Annotated in this window: 28 protein-coding genes and 1 tRNA gene; 15 read left to right on the forward strand and 14 right to left on the reverse strand. The window is 68.4% G+C overall.

Features of this window, described 5'->3' with window-relative positions; translation table 11 throughout:
- Positions 1-29 precede the first annotated feature (29 nt).
- Both OHA18_RS15555 and OHA18_RS15560 read left to right on the forward strand, forming a co-directional pair.
- Entirely contained in the window at positions 30-770 is a 741-nt protein-coding gene (locus OHA18_RS15555; protein WP_329004795.1) for a glycosyltransferase, read from the forward strand.
- Positions 767-2,311: a DUF2029 domain-containing protein gene (locus OHA18_RS15560; RefSeq protein ID WP_329004796.1), complete on the forward strand. Its 1,545-nt coding sequence runs from the start codon at positions 767-769 to the stop codon at positions 2,309-2,311. Before OHA18_RS15555 ends, OHA18_RS15560 begins: the two co-directional genes overlap by 4 nt.
- Here OHA18_RS15560 and larC read toward each other — a convergent pair whose 3' ends face one another.
- Together larC and larB are read right to left on the reverse strand one after the other, a co-directional pair.
- A complete protein-coding gene (gene larC, locus OHA18_RS15565) occupies positions 2,312-3,610 on the reverse strand; it encodes a nickel pincer cofactor biosynthesis protein LarC (protein ID WP_329004797.1) in 1,299 nt (432 codons plus the stop codon).
- A complete protein-coding gene (larB, locus tag OHA18_RS15570) occupies positions 3,610-4,326 on the reverse strand; it encodes a nickel pincer cofactor biosynthesis protein LarB (protein ID WP_329004798.1) in 717 nt (238 codons plus the stop codon). Before larB ends, larC begins: the two co-directional genes overlap by 1 nt.
- A gap of 111 nt (positions 4,327-4,437) precedes the next feature.
- Between larB and OHA18_RS15575 the strand changes: the two genes are divergently transcribed.
- Positions 4,438-4,920 carry a DUF4446 family protein gene (locus OHA18_RS15575; protein WP_329004799.1) on the forward strand — a complete coding sequence of 161 codons (483 nt, stop codon included), beginning with the start codon at positions 4,438-4,440 and terminating at the stop codon, positions 4,918-4,920.
- A 93-nt stretch (positions 4,921-5,013) separates the two neighbouring features.
- On the opposite strand, the gene OHA18_RS15580 is transcribed toward OHA18_RS15575, so the two are convergent.
- A complete protein-coding gene (locus tag OHA18_RS15580; protein ID WP_329004800.1) occupies positions 5,014-6,537 on the reverse strand; it encodes a diacylglycerol kinase family protein in 1,524 nt (507 codons plus the stop codon).
- Positions 6,538-6,700: 163 nt separating this feature from the next.
- Between OHA18_RS15580 and serS the strand changes: the two genes are divergently transcribed.
- Both serS and OHA18_RS15590 read left to right on the forward strand, forming a co-directional pair.
- Positions 6,701-7,975: a serine--tRNA ligase gene (serS, locus tag OHA18_RS15585; RefSeq protein ID WP_329004801.1), complete on the forward strand. Its 1,275-nt coding sequence runs from the start codon at positions 6,701-6,703 to the stop codon at positions 7,973-7,975.
- A gap of 115 nt (positions 7,976-8,090) precedes the next feature.
- Positions 8,091-8,885 (forward strand): HAD family hydrolase, encoded by a 795-nt coding sequence (locus tag OHA18_RS15590; RefSeq protein WP_329004802.1) that lies wholly within the window; start codon positions 8,091-8,093, stop codon positions 8,883-8,885.
- 141 nt (positions 8,886-9,026) lie between these two features.
- Here OHA18_RS15590 and OHA18_RS15595 read toward each other — a convergent pair whose 3' ends face one another.
- Entirely contained in the window at positions 9,027-9,584 is a 558-nt protein-coding gene (locus tag OHA18_RS15595; protein ID WP_329004803.1) for a WhiB family transcriptional regulator, read from the reverse strand.
- Positions 9,585-10,159: 575 nt separating this feature from the next.
- Between OHA18_RS15595 and OHA18_RS15600 the strand changes: the two genes are divergently transcribed.
- Positions 10,160-10,969, forward strand: a complete 810-nt coding sequence (locus OHA18_RS15600; RefSeq protein ID WP_329004804.1) for an HAD family hydrolase — start codon at positions 10,160-10,162, stop codon at positions 10,967-10,969.
- Positions 10,970-10,973: 4 nt separating this feature from the next.
- On the opposite strand, the gene OHA18_RS15605 is transcribed toward OHA18_RS15600, so the two are convergent.
- From OHA18_RS15605 to OHA18_RS15615, 3 genes are all read right to left on the reverse strand, one after another.
- The gene (locus OHA18_RS15605; RefSeq protein ID WP_329004805.1) at positions 10,974-11,585 is read right to left on the reverse strand and encodes a bacterial proteasome activator family protein; all 612 of its coding nucleotides are present in this window, start codon (positions 11,583-11,585) and stop codon (positions 10,974-10,976) included.
- 19 nt (positions 11,586-11,604) lie between these two features.
- Positions 11,605-12,135, reverse strand: coding sequence for a CGNR zinc finger domain-containing protein (locus OHA18_RS15610; protein ID WP_329004806.1), 531 nt, complete (start codon positions 12,133-12,135; stop codon positions 11,605-11,607).
- A 170-nt stretch (positions 12,136-12,305) separates the two neighbouring features.
- Positions 12,306-12,878 (reverse strand): TetR/AcrR family transcriptional regulator, encoded by a 573-nt coding sequence (locus OHA18_RS15615; RefSeq protein ID WP_329004807.1) that lies wholly within the window; start codon positions 12,876-12,878, stop codon positions 12,306-12,308.
- Between the two features lie 72 nt (positions 12,879-12,950).
- On the opposite strand from OHA18_RS15615, the gene OHA18_RS15620 reads away from it, so the two are divergent.
- On the forward strand, positions 12,951-13,379 hold the full coding sequence (locus OHA18_RS15620) for a VOC family protein (protein ID WP_329004808.1): 429 nt from the start codon (positions 12,951-12,953) through the stop codon (positions 13,377-13,379).
- Here OHA18_RS15620 and OHA18_RS15625 read toward each other — a convergent pair.
- Genes OHA18_RS15625 through mobA form a run of 3 tightly spaced genes read right to left on the reverse strand, consistent with a single transcriptional unit; the run spans position 13,353 to position 15,779 of the window.
- Positions 13,353-14,330 (reverse strand): NAD(P)H-quinone oxidoreductase, encoded by a 978-nt coding sequence (locus OHA18_RS15625; protein WP_329004809.1) that lies wholly within the window; start codon positions 14,328-14,330, stop codon positions 13,353-13,355. The two genes, OHA18_RS15620 and OHA18_RS15625, sit on opposite strands and share 27 nt — an antisense overlap.
- Before the next feature lie 16 nt (positions 14,331-14,346).
- Entirely contained in the window at positions 14,347-15,207 is an 861-nt protein-coding gene (locus OHA18_RS15630) for a phosphotransferase family protein (RefSeq protein ID WP_329004810.1), read from the reverse strand.
- A 32-nt stretch (positions 15,208-15,239) separates the two neighbouring features.
- Positions 15,240-15,779: a molybdenum cofactor guanylyltransferase gene (mobA, locus tag OHA18_RS15635; protein WP_329004811.1), complete on the reverse strand. Its 540-nt coding sequence runs from the start codon at positions 15,777-15,779 to the stop codon at positions 15,240-15,242.
- A gap of 41 nt (positions 15,780-15,820) precedes the next feature.
- On the opposite strand from mobA, the gene OHA18_RS15640 reads away from it, so the two are divergent.
- From OHA18_RS15640 to OHA18_RS15660, 5 genes are all read left to right on the forward strand, one after another.
- On the forward strand, positions 15,821-16,612 hold the full coding sequence (locus OHA18_RS15640; protein ID WP_329004812.1) for a carbon-nitrogen hydrolase family protein: 792 nt from the start codon (positions 15,821-15,823) through the stop codon (positions 16,610-16,612).
- A 96-nt stretch (positions 16,613-16,708) separates the two neighbouring features.
- Positions 16,709-17,737, forward strand: a complete 1,029-nt coding sequence (cobC, locus tag OHA18_RS15645; protein WP_329004813.1) for an Rv2231c family pyridoxal phosphate-dependent protein CobC — start codon at positions 16,709-16,711, stop codon at positions 17,735-17,737.
- A 152-nt stretch (positions 17,738-17,889) separates the two neighbouring features.
- The gene (locus OHA18_RS15650; RefSeq protein ID WP_329004814.1) at positions 17,890-18,420 is read left to right on the forward strand and encodes a BatC protein; all 531 of its coding nucleotides are present in this window, start codon (positions 17,890-17,892) and stop codon (positions 18,418-18,420) included.
- A 137-nt stretch (positions 18,421-18,557) separates the two neighbouring features.
- Positions 18,558-19,745 (forward strand): cupin domain-containing protein, encoded by a 1,188-nt coding sequence (locus OHA18_RS15655; protein ID WP_329004815.1) that lies wholly within the window; start codon positions 18,558-18,560, stop codon positions 19,743-19,745.
- Between the two features lie 66 nt (positions 19,746-19,811).
- Positions 19,812-20,753, forward strand: a complete 942-nt coding sequence (locus OHA18_RS15660; RefSeq protein WP_329004816.1) for a sucrase ferredoxin — start codon at positions 19,812-19,814, stop codon at positions 20,751-20,753.
- Positions 20,754-20,789: 36 nt separating this feature from the next.
- Here the strand turns inward: OHA18_RS15660 and OHA18_RS15665 are convergent, their stop codons facing one another.
- From OHA18_RS15665 to OHA18_RS15675, 3 genes are all read right to left on the reverse strand, one after another.
- Complete coding sequence (locus OHA18_RS15665; RefSeq protein WP_329004817.1) at positions 20,790-21,389, reverse strand: gamma carbonic anhydrase family protein; 600 nt, start codon at positions 21,387-21,389, stop codon at positions 20,790-20,792.
- Positions 21,390-21,635: 246 nt separating this feature from the next.
- On the reverse strand, positions 21,636-22,853 hold the full coding sequence (locus OHA18_RS15670) for an MFS transporter (protein WP_329004819.1): 1,218 nt from the start codon (positions 22,851-22,853) through the stop codon (positions 21,636-21,638).
- 75 nt (positions 22,854-22,928) lie between these two features.
- Positions 22,929-24,167, reverse strand: a complete 1,239-nt coding sequence (locus OHA18_RS15675; protein ID WP_329004820.1) for an MFS transporter — start codon at positions 24,165-24,167, stop codon at positions 22,929-22,931.
- A 259-nt stretch (positions 24,168-24,426) separates the two neighbouring features.
- On the opposite strand from OHA18_RS15675, the gene OHA18_RS15680 reads away from it, so the two are divergent.
- Positions 24,427-24,515 (forward strand) — tRNA-Ser (locus OHA18_RS15680).
- A gap of 125 nt (positions 24,516-24,640) precedes the next feature.
- Positions 24,641-25,204, forward strand: coding sequence for a dihydrofolate reductase family protein (locus OHA18_RS15685; RefSeq protein WP_329004821.1), 564 nt, complete (start codon positions 24,641-24,643; stop codon positions 25,202-25,204).
- A gap of 23 nt (positions 25,205-25,227) precedes the next feature.
- Here the strand turns inward: OHA18_RS15685 and OHA18_RS15690 are convergent, their stop codons facing one another.
- Positions 25,228-25,659, reverse strand: a complete 432-nt coding sequence (locus OHA18_RS15690; protein ID WP_329006115.1) for a DinB family protein — start codon at positions 25,657-25,659, stop codon at positions 25,228-25,230.
- A gap of 43 nt (positions 25,660-25,702) precedes the next feature.
- Here OHA18_RS15690 and OHA18_RS15695 point away from each other — a divergent pair, with 43 nt between their 5' ends.
- The gene (locus OHA18_RS15695; RefSeq protein WP_329004822.1) at positions 25,703-25,918 is read left to right on the forward strand and encodes a hypothetical protein; all 216 of its coding nucleotides are present in this window, start codon (positions 25,703-25,705) and stop codon (positions 25,916-25,918) included.
- Position 25,919 lies beyond the last annotated feature (1 nt).

Consider the following 25,919-nt stretch of genomic DNA (forward strand, 5'->3'; position numbering starts at 1 on the left):
CCGAACCTTTCGAGCGTGCCGTCGCCTGCGTGATCCCGGCGAAGGACGAGGCCGAGCGGATCGCGGCGACCGTCGACGCGGTGCACAAGATCATCGGGGTCGACCTGGTCGTGGTCGTCGACGACGGCTCCACGGACGGTACGGCGGAGGCCGCCGAGCGCGCCGGAGCCGTCGTCGTCCGCCACGAGCGCAACCGGGGGAAGGCCGCGGCGATGGAGACGGGCGCAGCGGCGGTCGCGGAGCGGGACGGCGCCCGCGCGCGGCACCTGCTGTTCCTCGACGCCGACCTGACCGACACCGCCTCCGGGGCGGGGCCGCTGATCGAGCCGGTGCAGACCGGCCGCGCCGACATGACGATCGGGACGCTGCCCGCACAGGTGCGGGCCGACGGGTCGAAGGCCGGTGGCCACGGATTCGTCGTACGGCTCGCCCGGTCCGGGATCGAGGAGGCGACCGGCTGGGCGCCGGAGCAGCCGTTGTCGGGGCAGCGCTGCCTGACCCGGGCCGCGTTCGACTCCGCCGTACCGCTGGCCGACGGGTTCGGCGTCGAGACCGCGCTGACGATCGATCTCGGCCGGAAGGGCTTCCGCATTCTCGAAGTGCCGATCGAGGTCCGGCACCGCGCGACCGGGACTGATCTGCGCGGTCAACTGCACCGCGCGAAGCAGTACCTGCACGTCCGGCGCGCGCTGTCCGCACGCAGCGCGCTGCCCGCGGACGGTGGTGGACCGTCGCTACGCAGTCTCTTCCCGCGGAAGTCCGCGCAATGAGCACTGATCTCGAGCTGGGACGGAAGTACGGACGCCGGGCTGTCGCCCTGTACCTGGTGTGTACGGCGCTGGTCGTCGCGGTCGGCCTGCTCGGTCCGTCGGTCGTCGTGCTGACGTTGACCGGCCGGCATCCGTGGCTCCCGTCGTACTGGTTCGACGCCCACGCCAACGACTGGCTCGTGTCGGTGATGATCTATGTCGCGATCGCGCTCGGTGGGTACGGAGTTTTCCTTGCCACCAAGGCACTTCGGCACGGCTGGGCCCCGCGCGTCGACCGATTGATCGCCTTGGGCATCGGTACGACGGCGGCCATCACGTTGGTGCCACCCATGGCCTCCGGCGACGTGCTGATCTACGCGGCGTACGGGCGGATCATGGCGCTCGGCGGCGACCCGTACACGGCCTCGCCGGCCGACACGATCCGGCTCGGGTACGACCCGGTCATCGCCGCGACCGAGCGGCCGTGGCAGGGCGCGCGCAGTGTGTACGGACCGATCGCGACCTGGATCCAGTGGCTGTCGTCGCTGATCGGGGGCAACTCGGCACAGCTCACCGTGTGGATGCTGCAGTTGTCGGTCGGGATCAGTCTGGTGGTCACCGGTCTGCTGCTGGTCAAGCTGGTCGGGAAGGACCTGCCGGCCCGCCGGCGTGTGATCATGCTCGGCCTCGCGAACCCGCTGATCCTGTGGTCCGTGCTGGCCGGCGCGCACAACGATGCGATCGCGGTGATGTTCGCGGTGATCGCGCTGGTGGCGTTCCGGCGGCATGTGTTCCTGGCCGGCATCTTGATCGGAGTCGCGGGCTGCACCAAGCTGTCGATCGGCTTGGTCGGCATTGCGATGCTGTGGGCGTTGCGTGCCGATCGGCGCAAGGCCGCGTTCTTCTGCGGCGGCGGTGTGATCGCGATGGGCGGCCTGTACGCGATCGTCGGCCTGCAGGCGTTCCAGCAGGCGCGCTCGCAGACGTCGTTCATCTCGACCGGGACGCCGCACAAGGTGCTGCTGAGCTTCTTCACACTGTTCCTGCCGAACGGGCTGGTCCGGACCTTCCTGGCGATCCTCGCGTGGGTCGGCCTGATCGTGGTCGCGATCCTGCTCACGCAGGTGTTCCCGAAGTCGCTGGTGCCGCAGACGCATCCGGACGACCCGACACCGGCCGCGATCCGGTACACCGCGATCTACGCGATCGCCTGGGTCCTGACCGCGATGTACTCACTGCCCTGGTACGACGTGATCGCCTGGGTCGCGCTGGCCGCGGTGGCGGCGTCGAAGGTGGACGGTCTGATGGTTGTCCGGACGACGATGCTCGCGATCGCGTACGTACCGGGCCGCGACCCGAACGCGCGTCAGGTCGCGGCCAGCCTGTCCGACTCGCTCGAGTTCTTCAGCGCACGGCTGCGGGACACCCTCTGCCCGGCGGTCGAGCTGGCGGTGCTGATCGGGCTGATCGTCTGGGCGCGACGCAGTGGCGCGCAGTGGTGGCCGTACGACTGGCCGCGCCGCAAACAGAAGGCCGTCCCGCAGAAGGCCGAAGCCCGCTAACTACCCCCAGAGGTCGTGGCCGGCCGCGACCGCCTTGGCGAGGATGGACTTCACCGGCTTCTTCAGGACGGACGCCGCGGCGGCCACGTCCTCGTACTCCGGCTGGACGTTGACCACCTGACCGCCGTACCGCGCGATCTTGACGTGGATGCGCTGACCCTCGACGTCGACGGTGGCGAACTCCCGATCCGCGGCGTGCTTGCGAATCGAGAACTCACGCAGCCCGATCGCCGAGGTCTCGGACAGGACCACTGCCCGGACCATCTCGGCGTTCGCGCTGCCGACCAGGACCGACAGGGTGTGTGCCGGCCGGCCCTTCTTCATCAGGATCGGGGTCAGCCACGCGTCCGCGGCGCCGGCTTCCATCAGCCGGGCCAGGACCTGGGGCCAGATCCGCGGGTCGAGGTCGTCGACGTTGGTCTCGTAGACGAGCTCGGTGGCCGAATCGTCGGTCGTTTCGCCGAGCACGATCCGCAGGATGTTCGGCACCTCGACCGGGTCGCGCCCGCCGGCGCCCACACCGGTCTGCTGGATCCGCATCGGCGGGAGTGAGCCGAACTCGTCCGCGAGGGTCGCCAGCAGGGCGGCTCCGGTCGGCGTCGTCATCTCGTACGGCGCCGGGCCGCCGGTGACGGGCGCCTGGGCCTCGGACAGTACGGCGAGGACCGCGGGCCCGGGGATCGGGATGCCGCCGTGCTGACCGCGCACCTGTCCGCCGCCACCGAGAACCACGGTGGAGACGAAGATCCGGTCGATGTCGAGCGACACGGACGCGGCTGCGACGCCGACGATGTCCGCGATCGCATCCAGGGCACCCACCTCGTGGAAGTGGACCGCGTCCGGCTCGACGCCGTGGGCCGCGCCTTCGGCCCGCGCGAGCCGAGCGAACGTGTCGAGGGCCCGCGCCCGGACGGCGTCGTTGAGCGTCGCCTGCTGGAGCAGCTCGCGGACGTCAGCCCACGCGCGTGTGGGACCCGAGTGGACATGCGTCGCCTCGTGCCCGTGTCCGTGGCCATGACCGGCTTCATCGTCGGTGTTGTGGCTGTGGCCGTGGCCTGCTGCATGCCCGTGTCCGGCGTCCGGGGTGTTCTCCGGGTGGGGTTCGCCGTTGACCTCCACGGTGGCCTTGGTGGCGGCGATCTGGTGCCGAGCCGTTTGGCTGACCTTGACCGAGAGGGACGGGTCTACGGCGGCCACCGCGGCATTGACAGCCGTCAGGTCGGCCCCGGCGGCGATGAACGCACCGAGGAGCATGTCGCCGGAGGCGCCGGCGGAGCAGTCGATCCAGGCGATGCGCATCAGGCTTCCTTCGTTTCGCGGGGAGCGGACTGGCGGGCGACGCGCGCCGCGAACACACCGGCCCCGAACCCGTTGTCGATGTTCACGACCGACACCCCCGGCGCGCAGGAGTTGAGCATCCCGAGCAGCGCGGCCAGCCCGCCGAACGAAGCGCCGTACCCGACCGACGTCGGCACCGCCACCAGCGGTACGCCGACGAGGCCGCCGACGACACTCGGCAGCGCGCCCTCCATGCCCGCCACGACGATCAGGCAGTCCGCGGCATCGAGCCGCTCCCGTACGCCGAGCACCCGGTGCAGCCCGGCGACGCCGACATCCGTGATCATCTCCACGTCAGCCCCGAACACCCGAGCGGTCGTCGCCGCCTCGGCTGCCACCGGCGCATCCGACGTACCGGCCGCGACCACGGCGACCGTCCCGCGCAGTACGCCGGGCTCGCCGAGCACCGCCGTACGACCGACCGGATCGACAACCGCCTCCGGCAGCGCGGCCCTCACCGCCTCCTGCGCTTCGTCCGTCAGCCGGGTCGCCAGCACGGCGTGCCCCGGGTGTGTGGCGTGCAAGGTCCGCAGCAGTTCCACCACCTGAGACGGCGTCTTGCCGGCCCCGTAGACGACTTCCGCGTCGCCGGTACGCTCCAAGCGGTCCGTGTCGAGGCGGGCATAGCCGAGGTCGTGGACGCCCGGTTGTGGGCCCTGATCAGGCAAATGTGTCACGCCGCGAATCTACGTTGCCGCGGCCCGACGTACCGCATCCGTCTCGTCCACACACGCTGTGCGATCGCCTGAACACTCAGGCATAACACCGGATGCTTTAGGCTCTCGTGCGTGTCTTCGACGTTAGCCGGTGCCTTCGGGGTCGCCGCCCTGTTCGTGGCGGTGCTTGCCCTGGTCTTCGCCATCCAGGCCCTCCGGGCCCGGACCGTCACGTCGGACAAGTCGGCACCCGTCCCCCTCCCGGAGCCCGAACCGCAGTCGGAACCCGAGCCCAAACCCGGCACGGTGAAGTCCGAACTGCGCAAACTCGGCAAGGAGCTCGCCGTCACCCGCGGCGAACTGAAGGAAACGCTCCAGCACCTCGCCGTCGTCCGGTACGACGCGTTCGGCGAAACCGGCGGCAAGCTGTCGTGGTCGATGGCCATCCTCGACAACAACGGCGACGGGGTCGTGCTGACGTCGATCAACAGCCGCGCCGATGCGCGCACGTACGCGAAGGAGATCAAGTCCTTCGCGAGCGAGTCCAAACTCTCGCCGGAAGAACAAGAAGCCATCGACACGCTGCAGAAGGAAGCCGGGCCCACGGTCGACTAAGTGGACCTGCATGCATGCAAAAGCCGCGTGGGTCCGGTGGACTGAGCGGCCCGACCTGGTCTTGATGCAGGTTTTGCATGCATGGAGGTCCATCTACCGACGCTTCGGCACCCGAGCCGTCAACGCCCCAGGTTCGATCTCGCACGACAGGTACTGGCCCGGGCCGATCGGATCGCCGTCCAGCTGTCGCTGTACGTCGACCGCAGCGTGGATCTCGACCTTCCGACCGGTGAAGCGTTCGAGGTACATGTCGGTGCGGTTGGTGCGGGTCATCAGTCGCCAGAGCACGATCGGCCACTGGGTCACTCTCCGCGGCGCGATGACGACCACGTCCAGCAGGCCGTCGTCGGGGCGGGCGTCGGGTAGGAGGGGGATGTTCGCCTGCAGCATGCCGACGTTCCCGACCACGACCGTCCGCACGCGCCGGTCGATCGGCTCCTCGTCGTCCAGTGCGAGGGTGACGCGCACCGAGGGGTGGTTGATGTTCTTCGCCGCCGACACCAGGTACGCCGTCCAGCCGATCTGCTTCTTCAGGTGGGGTGGTGCATCGGAGATGATCGCCGCGTCCAGCCCGAGCCCGGCCATCACCGCGAAGTGGTCCGTGTCCAGTTCGTCGCCGTGTACCCGGACCAGATCGATCCGCCGGTCGCGGCCCTCGAGGATCCGCTCCAGCGCGTCGTCGAGGTCGAGCGGGATGTGCAGGTTGCGGGCGAGCAGGTTGCCGGTGCCGGCTGGGATCACCCCGACCGGGATGCCGGTGTGGGCGAGCGCCGAGCAGACCACGCGGACCGTACCGTCGCCGCCCGCGACCAGCACGAGATCCGACTCGTTCTCGATCGCCTGCTTGGCCATCGCGTTCCCGGCGTCGTCCTCGCGAGTCTCCAGCCACAGCGGGTCGTCGTACCCGCGGACCTCGAGTGCCCGGGTGACCTTCCGCCGGAACGCCACCCCGTCGCCGACCTTGATCGGGTTCACGATGACGGCTGCCCGCGGCGGAGCCGCCGTACCGTCACCGTCGGACGGCGTACGGCGGCGTCGGCGGCGCAGCCCGGGCCGCAGACCGAACCCGATCGAGGTCGCGGTGAGGATCGCCAGCCCGAGCGCCCAGCCGCCGAGCACGTCCGACACGTAGTGCACGTTCAGCGCGATCCGGTCGGCGGACGCGATCCACACCACCGCGATCACCGGCAGCAGCACCAGCAGCCGGAACCGCCGCCGCCAGCCGCGCACCGACGGCAGCACGACCCCGAGCGCGCCGGCCATGACGAATGCGGCCGTCGCGTGGCCGGCGACGTACGACCAGCCGTCGGCGTCGACCAGCGCCTGGGCCGGATGCGCTCTGGTGAAGATGTACTGGACCGCCTCGACCAGGCCGAGCTCGGCGCCCGCGGTCACCAGCAGCCAGATCGTCAGCAGCCGGGCCCGTCGGCGCCAGAGGTAGGCGGCGACGACCACGATCACGGCGCGGGAGGTCCACGGCAGTACCACGGCCCCGATGACCTGCCAGAAGTCGACCACGTTCGGGCGGACAGCGCCGTACGCCGCGGCCCGGTCGGCCACGGACTGGTCCCAGCGTGCCAGTGGCGGCCAGTGCCCGAACACCAGCAAAGTGATCACGATGAAGGGCAGAGCACCCAGGACGACCGTGAGTGCACGGCCGACCGGACTGGGTGGGTGGTGGTTCATTGCCCGCTCAGATCCCCCTCTGTGGTCACCTGACGCCACCCCATCATCCCGAATACACTTCGCCGGTTCAGACACGCCCCGATACCCTCAGGGTGTGATTGACGCGAAACTGCTCCGTGAGAACCCCGATGCCATCCGCGCGGCCCTGACCAAGCGCGGCGAGAGTACGGACCTGGTCGACCAGATTCTGGTCGCCGACAGTGAGCGTCGATCGTCCATCTCCGCCTTCGAGGCGCTCCGGGCCGAGCAGAAGACGCTCGGCAAGCAGGTCGCCCAGGCCAAGGGCGACGAGCGCACCGCGCTGCTGGACCGGACCAAGACGCTGGCCGCCGAGGTGAAGGCCAACGAGGCCACCGCGAACGACGCCGGCCGCCGGTACGACGAGCTGGCCGCCGCCCTGCCGAACCTGGTCTCCGACGAGGCCCCTGTCGGCGGCGAGGACGACTTCGTGGTGGTGGAGGAGGTCGGCAAGCCGCGCGACTTCGCCGCCGAGGGGTTCGAGCCCCGCGACCACCTGGAGCTGGGCGAGCTGCTCGGCGCCATCGATATGGAGCGCGGCGCGAAGATCTCGGGCGCCCGGTTCTACTTCCTCAAGGGCGCCGGGATGCTGCTCCAGCTCGGCATGCTCCAGCTGGCGGTCCAGCAGGCGATGGAGAACGGCTTCACCCCGATGATCACGCCGACGCTGGTCAAGCCCGAGGTGATGGGCGGCACCGGGTACCTGTCGGCGCACGACGACGTCTACCGGCTCGAGGACCCCGAGCTGTACCTGACCGGTACGTCGGAGGTCGCGCTGGCCGGGTACCACATGGACGAGATCCTCGACCTGACCGCGGGCCCGATCCGGTACGCCGGGTGGTCGTCCTGCTACCGCAAGGAAGCCGGGTCGCACGGGAAGGACACCCGCGGGATCATCCGCGTCCACCAGTTCGACAAGGTCGAGATGTTCTCCTACTGCAGGCTCGAGGACGCTGCCGCCGAGCACCTGCGGCTGCTGGCCTGGGAGAAGGAGATGCTCGACAAGATGGAGCTGAGCTACCGGGTGATCGACACCGCGACCGGTGACCTCGGCATCTCGGCGTACCGGAAGTTCGACTGCGAGGCGTGGGTGCCGACGCAGGGCCGGTACCGCGAGCTGACCTCGACGTCGAACTGCACGGACTTCCAGGCCCGCCGGCTGAACATCCGGCACCGCGACGCCGACGGCAAGACGCAGCCGGTCGCGACGCTGAACGGGACGCTGGCCACCACCCGCTGGATGGTCGCCATCCTGGAGACCCACCAGCTCAAGGACGGTTCGGTCCGCGTACCGACCGCCCTCCGTCCGTACGTAGGTGGCCGCGAGGTCCTCGAACCGGTCGCCAAATGACGGTGTTAATGCCGCGACTCCGTCGCGGCGGGTCATTGGGCTGTAACTCCCGGCCTTCCCTCGTCGCTCCGGTCGCTTCGCACCCTACGCTCCTCAGTCCAGGCCGGGAGGCCCAATGACCTGGGGCCCGCGGCCGACGGCCGTTGCCCTGGACATCGATGGGACGTTGATCGATCACGACGAGGGGATGTCGGCCGCGGTCGTCGACGCCGTCCGCCGTACCGCCGCGCAGGTGCCGGTGATCCTGGCCACCGGCCGGGCCTGGTCGACCACCAAACCGGTGGCCGAGCGGCTCGGCCTGCCGGCCGGCGGATTCGTTGTCTGTAGCAACGGTGCGCGGACGATGCGGTTCCCGGACGGCGAGGTCGTCGACGAGCGGACGTTCGACCCGTCGACGGTGATCACGTCGGTGCGCAGGTATGCGCCGAACGCGCGGATGGCGGTCGAGGAGTCCGACGGCACCTACCTGGTCACCGCGCCGTTCCCGGACGGCGACCTCGGGCGTGATGCCAGGATCCGCGTGGTCGGCGACGACGAGCTCGCGCCGCAGCCCGTGACCCGGTTGATCATCCGCGATCCGGACCAGTCCGAGAGCGACTTCGTCCGGCTGGCGGAACGCCTCGGCCTGCACGGCGTCAGCTACTTCGTCGGCTGGACCGCCTGGCTCGACATCGCGCCCGAAGGTGTGGACAAGTCGACCGGGCTGAAGGTCGCGCTCGCGCAGTACGACCTCGAGCCGTCCGGCCTGCTCGCGATCGGTGACGGACGCAACGATATCGAGATGCTCACCTACGCAGGTCTCGGTATCGCCATGGGCTCGGCTCCTGACGAGGTGAAGGTGGCCGCCGACGAGGTGACCAAGTCCGTCCAGGACGACGGCGTCGCCACGATACTCAACCGCTGGTTCTGACGCCAACCCTTTTCGGGCAGACTCGAAAGGGTTGACACGACCAACATTGCTGTAGGCAACCGAAAGGCCCGGAACCCCTGTTTTTACAGGAGTTCCGGGCCTGGTCTTTCCGATAGTCCGCTGGCGGGCCGAGTATCGGAGTCAGGCGACCCGGCTGCTGCCGGTCCGGCGCGGCTGGCACTGCTGGTGGTCGACGACGGTGTCGAACGCGTCCAGCACCGCGTTGACCTCGGGCCGCGGCCGCGGCGTCTTGGCGGCCGGGCTCTGACCGCGCCGCGCACGGCGCAGGTGCCGCTTCACCGTCGACAGCGAGCAACCCAGCCGCATGGCCAGGGACTCCAGGCTGTCGTTCGGGTACTGCGTGCGCAGCCGGAGGACCTCTTCGTGGCTCACCGGACGGCGCGTGCCTCGCGCACCGGCGAGCTGGTCGAAGTCGTCGGCCTGCACCTCGACGTCGAGCAGGTTGCGGATCGAACGCCGTTGTACAGCAGTGGTTCCGGCGACGAAGCCGCTCACGTCGTGCTCGGCGACGGCGCTGTACAGGCAGTCGGTGAAGAGCGGGCAGGACGCGCACAACGCCTTTGCCTCGCGGACAAGCTGTTCGTACCGCTCCCGCGTACGACGGGTTGCGGACGCGGGCGGCGGTTCTTCCATCAGGCGGTGCTGAAAGATGTCGGAGCGGGCGATGCAGCCGGTCATTGCCCCCTCCCTGATGGAAGATGTGTCGACAGCCGCTCGGGAGCTGCTGCCCCCCGGCCCCGCTAGATTGGCGCTGTTGACGGTCATCAAGGCTCCCCAAGTATCAAGACCCGAGTGAACGAACGGTGAATTACGTTCGTCCACACGGATCCGCTAGCTGATGGACCCGCGCTTTGTTGCCGGCCCACCGTGTCGTCCCGGGCGCGGGACGCACCGATCCATAACTCTTGACGTCACTGGCGCGGTTTTGGTTGCAGCCAATTCCACAACAGTTCTTCGACGTTTGTGTGTGCTCACGGGGTGGGGCGGCATCAGTCGCGCTGATCCAGAACACGCTTAGGACGCGGCCGAACAGCCGCCGGTTCCCCACCAGACCAACGCATGAAATCACGCGCCAACCGTGCAGCGCAGGGGAACTTGCTGCCTTTGCAGCATCCTGCCGTAACGGTCTGATGACGTTGTCAAAAGCTCAATCAGATAAGTCAAAAAGGGCTGAAACCGGCGTCGTACGGCTTGCGCCCGGGGCGTCCGGAGGAGTAATGCGAGGCCGGCTCCGACGAGGATACGGTGGCCTCGTGACGGCTTCGCAGTACCCCCGCCTGATAGCCACTGATCTCGACGGAACGCTCGTCCGCAGTGATGGAACCGTGTCCCCCCGCACCTTGACAGCGGTGCTCGCGGCGCAGCGCGCCGGAAGTGTTTTCGTGATGGTCACTGCGCGGCCACCCCGCTGGCTGCACGACCTGCCGCACCTGGTCGGCGATCACGGAATTGCGATAGTTGCCAACGGCGCTATTTTGTACGACGTCCTGCACCGTAAGGCGATTCGGACCCGATTGATCGATCCCGCGGTCGCGCTGGACGTCGCGCACGCGATCCGGACGGCGATCCCCGACGTGCAGTTCGCGATCGAGCGACCGGACCGCTACGGACAGGAACCGGTCTATCTCAATCGCTGGCCTCAACCTGACAACACGTTGATCGCGGCGGTGGAGGAGCTAGTTTCGGAGCCGGCCGCAAAGCTGCTCGTGCGGCATCCGGGCATGGACTCGGACGACCTGCTGGCCCTGATCGCACCGTTGGTCGGCCAACGAGTCACGGCCAGCCACAGCGGCGGTCACGGTTTGGTCGAGATTTCTGCGACGGGTGTCTCGAAGGCGGCGATGCTGGCCGATTTCGCCGCAGAGCAAGGAATCTCGGCTGCTGAGACGATCGCCTTCGGTGATTCCGTCAACGATCTACCGATGCTCGCCTGGGCCGGCACGTCGTACGGCGTGGCCAACGCGCATCCCGACGTACTTGCTCTGGTGGACAAGGTCTGCCCCTCGAACGACGAGGACGGCGTCGCCGCCGTCCTCGAGGAGTTGTTACAGCCTTTGAAATAAGGCGTTACAGATACATCCCGCCGCTGCCGGGCCCGTCGGTGGTGCCGGCCTGCGGCCCACCCGGGAAGCCGGGGTGCTCGTCGGGCGGCAACTGCTGGCCGCCGGGCAGCGCGCGACGCATCTGCTCCAGCTGCTGACGCGCCGCCATCTGCTGTGCGAACAACGCCGTCTGGATGCCGTGGAACAAGCCCTCCAGCCAGCCCACCAGCTGCGCCTGCGCGATCCGCAGCTCGGCGTCGGTCGGCGTGCTGTCGTCGGTGAAGTCGAGACTCAGCCGCTCCAGCTCTTCGACCAGCTCCGGCGCCAGGCCGCTCTCCAGCTCCTTGATCGACGCCTCGTGGATCGAGCGCAGCCGCGCCCGGGACGCTTCGTCGAGCGGAGCCGACTTCACCTCTTCCAGCAGCTGCCGGATCATGTTGGCGACCCGCATCACCTTGGCCGGCTGCTCGACCAGCTCGGTCACCGAACGCGGTTCGTCGCCGTGCTCGTGGTCGTCGTCGGAGCGCGGCGGACCCTCGACGGCCATGCCGTCGGGCCCGACGATCAGCACCTTGCCGTCCTCGGTCCTCGCCCCGGCCATCGGAACTCCCTGGCCCTCGCTGCTGCTCTCGCTCATCTCCCCATCCTAGGCGTCCCTATGATGCGCGAGCGCGGTGGCGGCGTACGGCGTCGCGGTTGGCGCAGGTGGGGCTGCAGTAGCGCTGGCGGCCGGTACGGGACAGGTCGGCGTACACGTTGTCGCAGCCTTCGGTGGCACAGCGGCCGAGCCGGGTGATGCCGCGGCCGGCCAGGTGCAACGCAGTACCGGTGCTGATCAGCGTCGCGACCAGGCGCCCGACCGGGACGTTCTCGGGGCGGTAGTGCATGTGCCAGCCGTCGCCCGCGTGGTTGGTGAGCCGCGGATGCTCGGTGTACTTCGCGAGCATCGCGTTGACCAGATCGACGCGCGTCCGCTCGTCCTCGGCGTCCACGATCTCGAGCCATTCCTCGACCGCGACCTGGACAGCCTCCAGGTCCGCGGCGGTGACGCGACGCTCGCGCACGAGCCGGCTCTCGACGCCGCTCTCCTCGCACCGCTCCGCCAGCTCCTCCGGTGTGGTCGCCGGCCGCGTGACCAGGTTGACCGCCAGCAGGACGGCGTCCGCGCCGTAAGGGTTGAGATGCATAATGCCATTACATCACGATGGGTTCATGACAGAAACCCATCGGCATCGCTGGAGCGCAGTCTCCGCCCACCAGGTCAGCGAAGGCCTGGTCGTCTACCAGCGGTGTGCTTGTGGCCAATGGCGCATCACGAGCACACCGCCGTACCCCGTCGCGTACCCCGAGGTCGCGGTCAGTCCTTCTGGGTAAGGCGGCGGACCAGCCGGGCCGTGGTCGCGTCGACGTCGTACGGATGGCCGGTGCCCGGGGTCAGCTGATCGAGCACCAGGCCGTCGATCGCGAAGTGCAGCAGGCGAATCTCCTCCGCGCCGCCAGGCAGGCCGGCGTTCGAGTTGAACGCGACGTCGGCATCGAAACCCTGCCGGATGGTCCGCGACAGGATCTCGTGCAGGCCCGGGCGGCGGGCGGCCTCGAGGCGGAGCTCCAGTAAGGCGAGCGAGAGCTCGGGGCGGCCGAGCAGCCGCTCGACGATGTAGCGCACGTAGTCGGTCATCAGATCGACGTCCGGCATACGTCCGGCGAGCGGCTCCAGTACGGCCGCGTCCGGCGCGAGGCGCTCGAAGATCCGCTCCCCGAGGGCGCCGAGCAGTGCGTCGCGGGTCTTGAAGTAGTTGGACGCCGTCCCCGCCGGCAGCCCGGCGGCGGCGTCCACGGCGCGATGCGTGAGCCCGCGGGCGCCGGCCTCCGCGAGGACGGCCAGGCCGGCGTCGGCGAGCTGGGTACGGCGTTCCGGATTCCGGGGCATGTTGACAGGCTAGCAGGGTTCCACTACAACTGTCGTACACAACAACAACAGCTGTAGTAGTCAGGAGAACGTATGCACCCCGCGGCATTCGGCGCGACCGTCGTCACCGACCGGCCTTCCGAGGTCGCCGCCTTCTACACGCAGTACCTGGACCTGCAGGTCGGGATCGACCTCGGCTGGTTCGTCACCCTCCGCCGGGGTACGGCGGACTGGGAGTTGGCGATCTGCGAGCGTGGCCATCCAACCGTTCCGGCAGCGGTGTCGGCGCAGACCGAGAGCGCATGCGTTTTCGGCTTCATCGTCGACGACGCGGACAAGGTCGCCGCCCAGCTGACCGAAGGTGGCGTCCGCCTCGAGACCGAGCCGGTGACCGAGGTGTTCGGCCAACGCCACTTCTTCGTCCGCGACCCCGCCGGCACCTGGCTCGACGTCATCCAACTGGTCGAGCCCGACCCCGAGTGGGTGGCGGCGAACCTACAGGGTCAGCAGAACCTTGCCTAGCTGGGTCGACTGCTCGAGGGTCTCGTGCGCCTTGGCCACCTCGGCGAGGGGGAAGGTGGAGTGGACGACCGGGCGGACCTTCTTCGCCGCGATCAATGGCCAGACGTGGCCGACCACCTCGGCGAGGATCCGGCCCTTGTCCTCGACCGAGCGGAACCGCAGGCCGGTGGCGATGATCGAGCCGCGCCGGCTCATCAGCCGGCCGAGGTCCACCTCGCCCTTCGCGCCGCCCTGCATCCCGATCACCACCAGGCGTCCGTCGTACGCGAGCGACTTCACATTGTCGGTCAGGTACTTCGCGCCCATGATGTCGAGGATCACGTCGGCGCCCGCGCCGTTGGTGGCCTCGTGGACCACGGAGGCCCATTCGGCGTCCTTGTAGTTGATGGCGACGTCCGCACCGAGCCGGGTGCAGAACTCCATCTTCTCCTTGCTGCCGACCGTGGTCAGCACCCGCGCGCCGTGCGCGACGCCGAGCTGGATCGCCATCGAACCGATCCCGGACGAGCCGCCGTGCACCAGCAGGGTCTCGCCGGCTTTGAGGTGCGCGGTCATGAAGATGTTCGACCAGACGGTCGCGACCACCTCGGGCAGGGCGGCGGCGCTGACCAGGTCGAGTCCGTCCGGGACAGGCATCACCTGCGGAGCGGGTACGACGACCTTCTCGGCGTACCCGCCGCCGGCCAGCAGCGCACAGCACTCGTCGCCGACGGACCAGCCCTCGACCTCGGCGCCGACCGCGGCGATCCGGCCGGACACCTCGAGGCCGATCGTGCCGGGAGCGCCGGGCGGCGGCGGGTAGAAGCCCTGCCGCTGCAGGAGATCCGCCCGGTTCACGCCCGCGGCGACGACGTCGATGACGACCTCGTCGACGGCCGGTTGCGGATCCGGGATCTCGCCGACCCCGAGGACCTCGATTCCGCCGGCACCCTCACACACGACAGCTCGCATGGTCCACAACCTACTCTCAGTCCGCGACGAGCTGCTCCATGTCCCGGGCGATGCTCTCGAGGTAAGTGGTCTCGCCTATCGACTGGAACCAGTCCCATAGTTCGAGCGAGTGGTAGAGCCGGTAGAGGTCGATCCGGTCCGCCGGCACGGCGCCGTACCCGTCGCTGAGGCCGGCGAGTTTCTCGGCGTGGTCGTGCGCGGAGTACTGGATCGTCTTGGCGAGGTCGACGAGCGGGTCGGCCGCGATCGCGTTCTCGACATCGATGAAGCCGGTGACGCGCCAGGTGCCCGGATCGACCAGCACGTTGCCTTCGTGGAAGTCGTTGTGGCACAGGACGGCGGCCTCGTTGTGCGCGAACAGGTGCTTGCGCTCCTCGATGTGCGCGCCGATCTTCGCGTGCAGCTTGAGGTCTCCGCCGAGCTGCTCGAACTCTGCGAGCTTCTTGGCGAACTGGCGACCCATGTATTGCTCGTTGTCCGGCAGAGGATCGAGGATCTGGTCGGTCAGATAGCCGTACGCAGGCTGCTCGATGCGATGGATCCGCTGCAGGAGCTCGCCCAGTTGCGCGTACGTCGCGCGCCAGTCCGGCGGCTCGAGCTCGGACAGCGGAACGCCGTCGAGCTTGGTGAGAATCGTGACGCTGTCGCCGACGTGCACCACGCGCGGGATCGAGCCGTCGAGCTGCTGTTCCAGCATCCCGTAGACGTGGACTTCCTTGGCCTGCTTCCAGGCCCACTCCGGCGCGTAGACCTTCACGATCAGCGGGTCGTCGTTGGTGCGTACTTCGTAGACGGTGCTGAGCTGGCCACCGGTCCGCTCGACGACCTCACCGGCCTCGAGCCCCGTGACCTCGCTGACCAGACGCGCGACATCCATGCGTTGAACCTATGGCTGGCGTCCAGCGGTTTTCAGTCGTCCAGATCCGCCCAGGTGTCGACGTCGTCGCCGGCCCGCGTCGGTGCGGTCCAGGTCAGGTCGAGGCCGGCGAGCGTACGTCGTACCGACTTGTCCCGCGGATCGCCGACGCGGCGGATCGCCTCGGCCAACGCGGTACGCCGGTACGCCGTCGCCAGCTGCTGCTCCTGTCCGGACGTGTCGCGCAGCCCGTGCCCGTCGTACTCGCCGAGCTCGTCGACGAGGGTCGCCACGTCGTTCTGCGTCAGCCACGGCAGATCGCAGCTCACCACCACGACAACCGGCGCCGTACCTCGCTGGAGCCCGGCCGCCAGCCCGGCCACCGGCCCGCCCGACGGCGGATCCTCCACGGTCCAGTCGACTTCGCGGTACGTCGTCCGCACCGGCCCGACCACCACCGTCGTGACCGCGCCGGCCGTGGCCGCCAACACCCGATCCAGCAACGTCACCCCGTCGAGCACCAGCATCGCCTTGTCCACCCCGCCGAACCGAGTGGACCCGCCCCCAGCCAGCACCACCGCGTCAAACTCCACGCAGGCAGGCTAGTCGCTGGGTTGTGCGGCACCATGGAGGAATGAGGATCGCCGTGGTGCAGAGCGCCAGTAGCTACGACAAGGCCGCCAACCGGGACCTGGTTGCCCGCCTGGTCGCGGACGCTGCGCAGGGCCGGCCTGACCTCGTCGTCCTGCCCGAGGCGATCATGTCCGACTTCGCGGTCGAGGGTGAGTCGGTGGCGGAGGCGGCCGAGTCCCTGGACGGTGAGTTCGTCGCGACGCTCCGGAAGGCTGCGGTCGAGCACAGCGTGACAATCGTGGCCGGCATGTTCGAACGCAGCTGCGACCAGCATCGCCCGTACAACACGCTGCTGGCCGTCGGTGCGGACGGCGCACTGCTCGGCGCCTATCGCAAGATCCACCTGTACGACGCATTCGGGTACAAGGAGTCCGATCAGCTGACGGCGGGAGACGTGGCGCCCGTGGTGGTTCAGGTGGGCGACCGGAAGCTCGGTCTGATGACTTGCTACGACCTGCGCTTCCCAGAGCTCTCCCGCGCGCTGATCGACGCTGGGGCAGAGGTGCTCGTCATCCCGGCCGCCTGGGTACGCGGACCGCTCAAAGAGCACCACTGGACCACACTGCTCACCGCGCGGGCGGTGGAGAACACTTGCTACGTCGCAGCGGCCGCGCAGAACGGCAAGAAGTACTGCGGACTCAGCCAGGTCATCGACCCACAGGGCATCGCGCTGGCGTCGGTCGGCGAGTCGGACGGACACGCGTTCGCGGAGATCACGGGCGAGCGACTGGCCGACGTACGCAAACGCAATCCGTCACTCCAGAACCGCCGGTACTCCGTCACGCCGCGCTGATCTCGCGGGCGCCGCCGGTCGCCCGAATGCTGCGCTGGCGGCCCAATGTGCGGACTCACTGGTCACGAAGAGTCGCTGACACGTTAACCTCCTGGCGTGGTGGATGCGTTTGATCTGGAGCATCACGGCGATCTAGAGGTCGGCGAGGGACTGGTCGACCTCGCTGTCAACGTGCGCACAGGTACGCCGCCGGCCTGGCTGGTCGATGCGATCACGGCGAGCCTGACGGACCTTGCGGCGTACCCACGGTCCGCTGCGGCCGTCGACGCGGTCGCCAGGCGGCACGGTGTCGCGCCGGATCGGGTGCTGCTCACTGCCGGGGCGGCGGAGGCGTTCGTGCTGATCGCGCGGGCCTTCCGGCCACGGCATCCGGTCGTCGTTCATCCGCAATTCACGGAGCCTGAGGCCGCGTTGCGTTCGGCGGGCCACCTGGTCGACCGGGTGATCCTGCGGCCGGAGGACGGTTTCGTGCTGGACCCGTCCGCCGTACCGGCGGATGCCGACCTGGTTGTCATCGGTAACCCCACCAACCCGACATCGGTGCTCCACCCCGCCGATGCCCTGCGCGAGCTGGCGCGGCCCGACCGGATCCTGGTCGTCGACGAGGCGTTCATGGACGCCGTACCGGGTGAGCCGGAGTCCCTCGTCGGCGCGTCCATCCCAGGACTCGTGGTCGTGCGCAGCCTGACCAAGACCTGGGGACTTGCCGGGCTGCGCGTTGGATATGTGCTCGCGAGCCCGAGTTTGATCGAACAATTGTCAGCCGTTCAACCGCAGTGGCCGGTGTCCACTCCTGCTCTCGCAGCGGCCATTGCCTGCAGCAACGAGCGTGCCGTGGCGGAAGCGGCACAGGCTGCGCTGGACATTTCCCGGCAGCGTGTCCACCTGCTTGACAAGCTCGCTACGGTGCCTGGAATTTCGACGTACGGTGTGGCGCGGGCGCCGTTCGTTCTCGTGCAGGTCGCGGGAGCTGGTGAAGTGCGGGAATCCCTGCGTGGGCAGGGATTTGCGGTGCGGCGCGGGGACACGTTCCCCGGGTTGGGGCCGGACTGGTTGCGGATCGCGGTGCGGCCGGAGGATGTCATGGATGGGTTCGTGAAGGTGCTCGCCGATCTGGTTCGGTGATTCTGCTCGGCTTTCGTGACTGCGGCTGAATCGAGTTGGCGCTGTAACGCTCGGGGGGTTTAGCCGAGCTCCGTTTTGCGCACAAGATGGCCAGGGTGCCCGTTGATGATGTCCCGGGCATCTTTCTGGCCATTTGCGAAGGGAGCAGCACAATGGGTCTCAGCGACGACGACATGAACACCTCGTCCGAAGGTGGCGAAGGTCTGGCCGACGGTGGCGCCAACTCTGGCGGGACCGATGGGGGTGCCGACGGCGGCGCCGGCGGGTACGGAGGCTCGGGCGGCAACACCTCGGCTGGGTACGGCGACAGCTCGTCGTCGGATGGTGGCGCTGACGGCGGTGCCGATGGTGGTGCCGGCGGCGTCGGCGAGGGCCCGGCCGACGGTGGCGCCTCGCAGGGTGCGCAGGACGGTGGCGCCGACGGCGGTGCTGGTGACGGTGCCGGCGGTGGCTCGGGTGGTTACGGCGAGGGCACTGCGGACGGTGGCGCGAACGAGGGTGCCTCGGATGGCGGCGCTGACGGTGGTGCTGGCGGTGGCTCGGGTAGTTACGGCGAAGGTACTGCGGATGGTGGCGCGAACGAGGGCGCATCGGACGGCGGGGCTGACGGTGGAGCGGATGGTGGAGCCGGCGGTGGTGCCGGTGGAGGCGATGGCGGCGGCGGGAACTCCGGAAGCTGGTGAGTGTCATGCCGGACGCCGGGTCTCTCCCGCCCGAAACCAACCCAACATCGCCTGGCATCTCCCGGCCGAGGGATGCGAACCCTCAGCCGAGCGTCGGCGGGTTGCTGCGGGATGAGTGCCCGGCGCTCCGGCGTTGCGTGGCAGGAGATCTGAACGAGTTCGCCAATTCCTACTGGGGTTCGCGCGCGCTCCTGTCGCACGGCCCGGACCTACCTGCGCCGTACGACGACCTGTTCAGTCTGGAGGCCGTGGACGAGCTGCTGTCCCGCCGCGGCCTGCGGACGCCGTTCCTGCGCATCGCCAAGAACGGATCGGTCGTGGGAGACAGCCAGTTCACCGGACCGGCAGGCGCGGGCGCGGACGTCGCCGACCAGATACGCGACGACAAGGTGGCGGCGCTGTTCGCCAGCGGCCACACCGTCGTACTGCAGGCACTACATCGGACCTGGCCAGCACTCGTCGACTTCTCAACTCAGCTGTCGGCGGACGCGGGTCATCCGGTGCAGATCAACGCGTACATCACCCCTGCCGAGTCGCAGGGCTTCTCCGCGCACTACGACGTACACGACGTCTTCGTACTGCAAGTGGCTGGCGAGAAGCACTGGACCGTCCACGAACCGGTGCACCTCGACCCGCTCCGCAACCAGCCGTGGACGGACCACGCCAAGGGCGTCGCCGCGGCCGCGCGCGACAACGCCCCGGTGATCGACGAGGTACTGCGACCTGGTGACGCGCTGTACGTACCGCGCGGGTTCCTGCACGCTGCCAAGGCGCTGGGCGGAGTCAGCGCCCACCTGACGGTCGGACTGCACACGCTGACGCGCTATCTCCTCGTACAGGAGCTGGCCGGGTTGGCCGCCAACCAGGCCGCCTTGCGCACCGCACTACCTCTCGGCTTCGACCCCGGCGACCCGGAACAGCTCGCCGAGCTCTTGCCGGCTGTGGTCGAGCTCTTCACACAGGAGATCCAGTCCGCGAACCCAGACGCGCTGGCGGCTCGACTCCGCCGCCGTACCTGGTCCGGCAACCGTCCAGCGCCCCTCCCACCGCTGGCCCATGCCGCCTCGATCGCCTCCCTCTCCGTGGGTACGACGGTCCGCCTCCGCGCCGGCCTTCGCTGTCGCGTCATCCCCGGCGACCCGGTCGTCCTCCAACTACCGGATCGCACGATCACGTTCCCGTCAGCCACCGCAGCAGCCGTCACCGAACTCACCTCAGGCGCCGACTGCAAGGTAGGCAACCTTCCCGCCCTGGACGACGCCGACCAACTGGTGCTGGTCCGTCGCTTGCTCACCGAATCCGTAGTAGTGGCAACCGACAACTGAAGTTGGTGCGCCAACTAGTTGTAGGCGGCAACAATAGTGTGAGCTGGTGTGGAATTGTGAGGTGCTGTGGACCGCGGGGACGCTGGATACCGACCGGAGACAGGCTGCGCAGCTCAGGCCGATCTCCGGCACGACTCCCTGATCGCCACCGCCCCACCCGCCGAACGCTGGCTCCTGATCGAATCCCACACTCCCTGGCCCCGCCAGGCCCTCAACGCCCTCCACCACAGCTTGGCCGGCCCTGGTGATGCGGGGCTGGGGGCCGTGGTTGGGCGGGTGTGCCGGGAGTTGGGGATTCGGCTGGTGCTGGTCCGGCGGTACGGGCGGGTGGATCGGACGCGGGGTCGACGGTGGGGCTTGGTGGACTGCAGGCCTGGACGTGAATCGATTCGTTGGGGGCCGTTGCCGACGGACGAACATCTGCTCGACGTACTCGCCGGCAAAGATCCAGGCAGGGTTAGCCACGAGCCTGTCTATCTCGTGTGTACGCACGGGCGTCACGACGCGTGCTGCGCTGTACGTGGCCGTCCGGTCGCCGCCGCGTTGGCAGCCGCGCACCGGGAGCGGACCTGGGAGTGCAGCCACATCGGTGGCGATCGCTTCGCGGCAAACGTCGTCGTCCTCCCGCACGGACTCTTCTACGGGCACGTCCCACCAACCCGCGCCATCGAGCTCGCACGACGGCACGACGAGGGGGTCGTCGTACCCGATCTCCTCCGTGGATCAGGTGCGTTCATCCCACCCGTACAAGCCGCACAGCACTTCGCTCGCGCAGCCGGTCACTCACTCGCCGTCGACAACCTCCTCCCACAGTCTGTCCAGCAGCTTCCCGACCATCACTGGCGAATCCTCCTCGCACCCACGGCACCGCCTAACGGAACCTCCAGCGGATCGATCTCCGTCGAGGTGTCAGCCCACCTCGACACCGTCGACGCCCGACTCACCTGCGCGGGCACCTCGCCCACCCAGATCCGCCGCTTCGAACTCCACACACTGACCACCACCTGATCCCCCGGGCGTCAGACGAGTTGGTCGCTGCCCGGCTCAGGTTGGGTCCAGTGGGCGATCTGTGCGGTGGCTGCCGTAGAAGGCCGACTGGCGGGCCATGATCTCGCGCAGCGGTGTGTCGCGCGGAACGCCGTACACCGTGCCGGGGAAGTCCAGTTCGCGTTGGACCTGCCACAGCTCCTCGTGCCGGTCCGGGGAGAAGAGCTGGGCCGGGTCGCCGGCTGCGATCCATCCGATCGGGAGGACCGTGCCCGCTTCCAGGCGCGAATTCACGTGCAGCACGCTGTTGATCCGGAGCTCCGCGCCTGCGCCGGCGACGGAACCGGGGAACAACGCGGCGCCCGTGGCGATGAAGACTTCGTCCTCGACCGTGGCGCCGTTCACGTGTGCATGGGGACCTATCAGGACCGCGTCGCCGATCAGGGCGGGATGGTCGGCCCGGCCGCGCACCAAGGCGTTCTCCATCACCACGCTGTTCTCGCCGAGCCTGACCTCGCCGTTCTCCGCCGTCAGCACAGCACCGTGCAGGACTCTGCTGCCTTCGCCAAGGACGACGGCGCCGCAGAGCACGGCCGATGGTGCGACGTACGCGGATTCGGGCACGACCGGTCGTCGGCCGCGGTGTTCCAGCAGCATCTGTCGCTGTCCTCTCGTTGCGTGATCACCTCGCTCCAGCTGTACCAGGCTTGTGTGCGGACTCTCCACAGCCCGGGTCCTCACAACCCGGGCGGCGGTGTCCTCCGGGCCGTCCACATCAGAGGTGGGAGGCTCGGTCCATCGGACAATCCGGGTGGAGAACCGCGAACTGAGCCAACATTAGAACAGATGTTCGATCAGATGCAACGCATCCTGACAGGTCAGGAAACGGCCTGCCTGGACCGGTCAGATTCGCGCGGAGCTGAGCCGCGGCGCGACGCGGGCGAGGATGTAGATCGTCAGACTCGCGACCAGCGCGAGGACAGCGAGCGCCAGCCACGGCAACTCGTGACGAGCCTCGAAGAGCTTGGCGAAGAACACTGGCGCAAGCACGCTCGAGAAGGCGAACGAGTACTGCCAGTACGACAGGTACTTGCCCCGCCCGATCACCGGCGAGACGGCGGCCGACAGCGCGTTGTTGGTCGCCGCGTGCAGTACGTCGGCGAACGCGTAGCAAGCCGTGGCCAGCACCAGCACCGGCACGACCCATCCGGCCGCGATGTGCACCTGCAGCGCCATCAGCACCGCCCACGCCGCATAGACGATGCCGGCGACCACCATGACGTCGGTCCGTCGCCGCCGTTCGGTGTGCCGGACCACGAGTGTCTGACTCGTCGCCAGGACCACGGACGTCGCCGCGATCAGGACACCGACCAGCCACTTCGGAACCGTCAGCGCCTCGGTGACGTACACCGGTACGCCGACCCCCAGCATCATCGTGCAGAGCGCCAGCAGGGTATTCGCACCGATCAGAACGAGGAAGGTCTTGTCCTTGCGGAGCAGCGGCGCTGGTCCGGTGTCTTGGTTGGTCCGCTCGTGGTGCGAAGGATGCAGTCGCAGCAGGAGCAGACCGGCGAGGTAGAACGTCACCGCATTGACCGCCATGGCGACCAGGAACGGTGTCTTGCCGCCGATCTGCAGCAGCCCGCCGGCCGCCAGCGCGCCGAGCGCCAGACCGCCGGCCTGCATCATCCCGCCCAGCCCGAACCATTTGTCCCGCTCGCCATCGTCGGCGACGTCCGCGAGCAGACTGAAGATCGCCGACCAGAACACGCGCTGCCCGGTCGTCATCACCAGCGCACACAGGAACAGCACCCAGATCGACCGGCCGAAGAAGAAGCCGGTGAACGCCAGCCCCTGGGCGAACTGTGCCGCCACCACAATGTTGCGCGGTCCGACCCGGTCGACGATCAATCCCACCGCACCCGGCGCCGCGATGGAGAACAGGGCGGCGATGGTCAAGGTCAGACCGGCCGTGCCGAGCTGGATGCCGGCGACCTTGTTGAAGAACAGCAGCAGGAGCGGTCCCGCGCAGCCGCCGCCGAACGAGTCGATCGCGAGACCCGCCAGCAGCGGTACCCGGCCGCGGACGTTCGGCAGACCGAGTGACGTGGCTGCGGGCATGGCGGAACGCTCCCATCGGTCATCTCGGCGGCTGGCGAACTCTAGCAAGCGTTCTCCAGACCGTTCCATTCGATTTCAGTCTGCTGCAGGCACCCGCCGTACGGAGACATGCCGGAGCGGGCGCCACGCAACCGCGGTCATCAGCACCATGGCCACGAATGCGATCGCGAACGGAGCGGCCAGCCCGAACCGCTGCGCCAGTACGCCGCCCAGCACCGAACCGATCGCAGCACCACCGACCGAGGCCAGCAGGTACACGCTGTTCACCCTGCCCATCAGGGCGTCCGGAGTGGCTAGCTGACGCGTAGTAGTCGAGACGATGCCCCACACCACGGCGTGCACGCCGAAAACCGCCATAGTCGCGCCAGCGACCCACGGGTTCCTGGTGAGCGCCAGCACGAGGTGGACCGTCGTTTCGATGACCAGACCGGCGCGGAGCAGGGTCACGGAGCCGATCCGTGGCTCCAGGAAGTGGTACGTCGGCATACCGAGCACACCGCCCACCGCGCCGACCGAGATAAGCAGACCGAACTGTGTCTCGGTCAGGCCGAGCCGTTCGCGGGCGAAGAGCACCCAGGTCGCGAAGGCTGCGCAGAAGGTGATGTTCATGACCAGAATCGACAGTGCGAGCGTTCGTACGCCGGAATGCTGCCAGAGCCAGCGGAGTCCCTCGTGGACTTCGTGCAACAGAGCTGCACGGGTGGAGTGGTCCGGCAGAGGCGGACGTACGGCGACACGGGCGATCAGGGCAGCCGCGGCGGCGAAGGTGACGGCATCGAAGACCAGCGGGATGCCTGCGCCTGCCGCGAACAGTAGTGCGCCCAGCGGTGGTCCGCCGAGTTGCTGGAGGACGGTGCCGCTGGCGAACTGCCGTGCGTTCGCCTTGCCGAGGTGCTCCTTCGGTACGGCGCTGACGAGCAGTGCGCCGGATGCGTTGTCTGCAAGCGTTTCCGCCGTACCGAGCAGGAACAGCGCGAGGTAGATCGCCCAGAGAGGTGAGGTGCCGAGCAGTACGACGACACCGAGACCGGCCAGGACGATCGCGCGAAAGGTGTCAGCGGCAACAATCATGAGGCGGCGGTCGAGACGGTCGACGAGTACGCCGCTGAACAGCGCGAACAGCAGCCACGGCAGCTGCTGGACGAACGCTGCGGCACCCACCGCCGCGGGCTGGGTGGTGATCGAGGCGACGAGCAACGGCCCGGCGGCGGCCATGGCGCCGTCGCCGAGGTTGGAGATGATCGAGGCGGGCCAGATCTTGCGGAAATCTGATCCGAGCTCGGACGGGAACGCAAACGCGCCAAGTGAACGCATGGGACTCCTGAGGGCATGACGATTCAACGGGACGCCGGCTGCTGTGCAGCCGTGCGGTTGGCCCGGTCAGCGCAGGTTCAGTGCGCTGACCGGACGGTGCGTGCCATGTCCTCGAACGACCTGGACATTGCTCTCACCTCCGTCCATACCCCGGCGGTAGCTCCGCCGCTGCCCAGACCCTACCGGCCACCTCCCGCCCCCGCACGCCGATTCCTCCCACCCCACCTGCGCTATCCTCAACCCTCGGCGGCAACCGCCAGGAGGGTTCGCATAGCGGCCGAGTGCGCTGGTCTTGAAAACCGGTATGGCGGGTGACCGTCATCGTGGGTTCGAATCCCACACCCTCCGCCCATCTCGTCCCGAGGGTTGCCTGGCCTGTGGAAGTTTCTGCCGATGGCCTGTCGGATCCGGAGTGAGGCGTTCGTAGTAGGTAGGGGTGACGGGCAGCCGGACGGACGGGAAGGCATGGCGCCATGCGGAAATTGGTCTACGGCATGAACCTGACACTGGACGGCTACGTCGCCGCGCCCGGCGACGACATCGGCTGGGGCGTGCCGAGTGACGAGCTGTTTCAGTGGTGGCTCGACCAGGAGTTGGCGATCGGGCTGTTCATGTATGGGCGCAAGCTGTGGGAGGCGATGAGTTCCCACTGGCCGACCGGCGATCAGCAGCCCGACGCCACCCCGGCGCAGATCGAGTTCGCGCGGAACTGGCGGGACACGCCGAAGGTGGTGTTCTCCTCGACGATCGACAAGGTCGACTGGAACACCCGTCTGGTGACCGGCGACGCCGTAGCGGAGATCACCCGACTCAAGGCCGGCGACGGCGAGCCGATGAGGGTCGGCGGCGCCTCGCTCGCCGGCGCGGCCATGCGGGCCGGGCTGGTCGACGAGTACGAGATCGTCACCCATCCGGTGCTGGTGGGCGGCGGCAGACCGTTCTTCACCGCGCTGGACAGCTGGGTGAACCTGAACCTGGTGGAGACGCGGACGTTTCCCGGCGGCGTGGTCCTGACCAGGTACGAGACGAGGCGTTGAGCGCGATCAAGCCTCTGCACCCGCTAGTAGCCTCGCACCCCGTCGGTGAGCTCTCGGAGGATGTCGAGGTGTCCGAGGTGCCGCGCGGTCTCCTCGATCACGTGGCCCAGGATCCAGCGGAGCGAGACGAGCGGTAGCCCGTCGGGAGCCCACCGCTCGAGTTCGTCAAGATCGTGATCGGCGACGATCCGTCGTGAGGTCTTGCACTGTGCCTCGTAGGCGTCCAGGAGGACGGGTAACGGCTCGGAGAGGCTTGGTGTGGTTGGTGTTGGCTCGCCCAGAAACGATCGAACGAACCAGCCCAGCTCGACGCTGGTGAGGTGGTACACCAGCCACGCGATACTCATCTGGGGTGAGGTTTCTGGCAGGAGCCGGCGACGTGCGTCTGCATCGGAGAGACCTTCGCACTTGAGACGCACCGTCTCTCGTTGCCAATCGAGCCACCCGCTCAGCATGGTCTTCTCAGCTGCGGCGGGTTGCGGTCGCCGGCGGGGATCCTTGTCCACATCGCAACTTCACCACACCGGCCCTTGGCCGGTCAGCAATCCCAAGCAGCTTCGGGCCTGGATCATCCTCGACCTCTTCCCCGACAGCGACGGAGCCGTGATCCTGATGCGGCGATCGCTGGAGAACGTTGAGGGCTACCGCGACCGGCTCGACCAGATTTTTGCCTCACTGAACAGCGGTTGGAACCGGATCCGCGACGACAGCTGAG

Source organism: Kribbella sp. NBC_00709 (assembly GCF_036226565.1).
In the GTDB taxonomy this organism is placed as follows: Bacteria; Actinomycetota; Actinomycetes; order Propionibacteriales; family Kribbellaceae; genus Kribbella.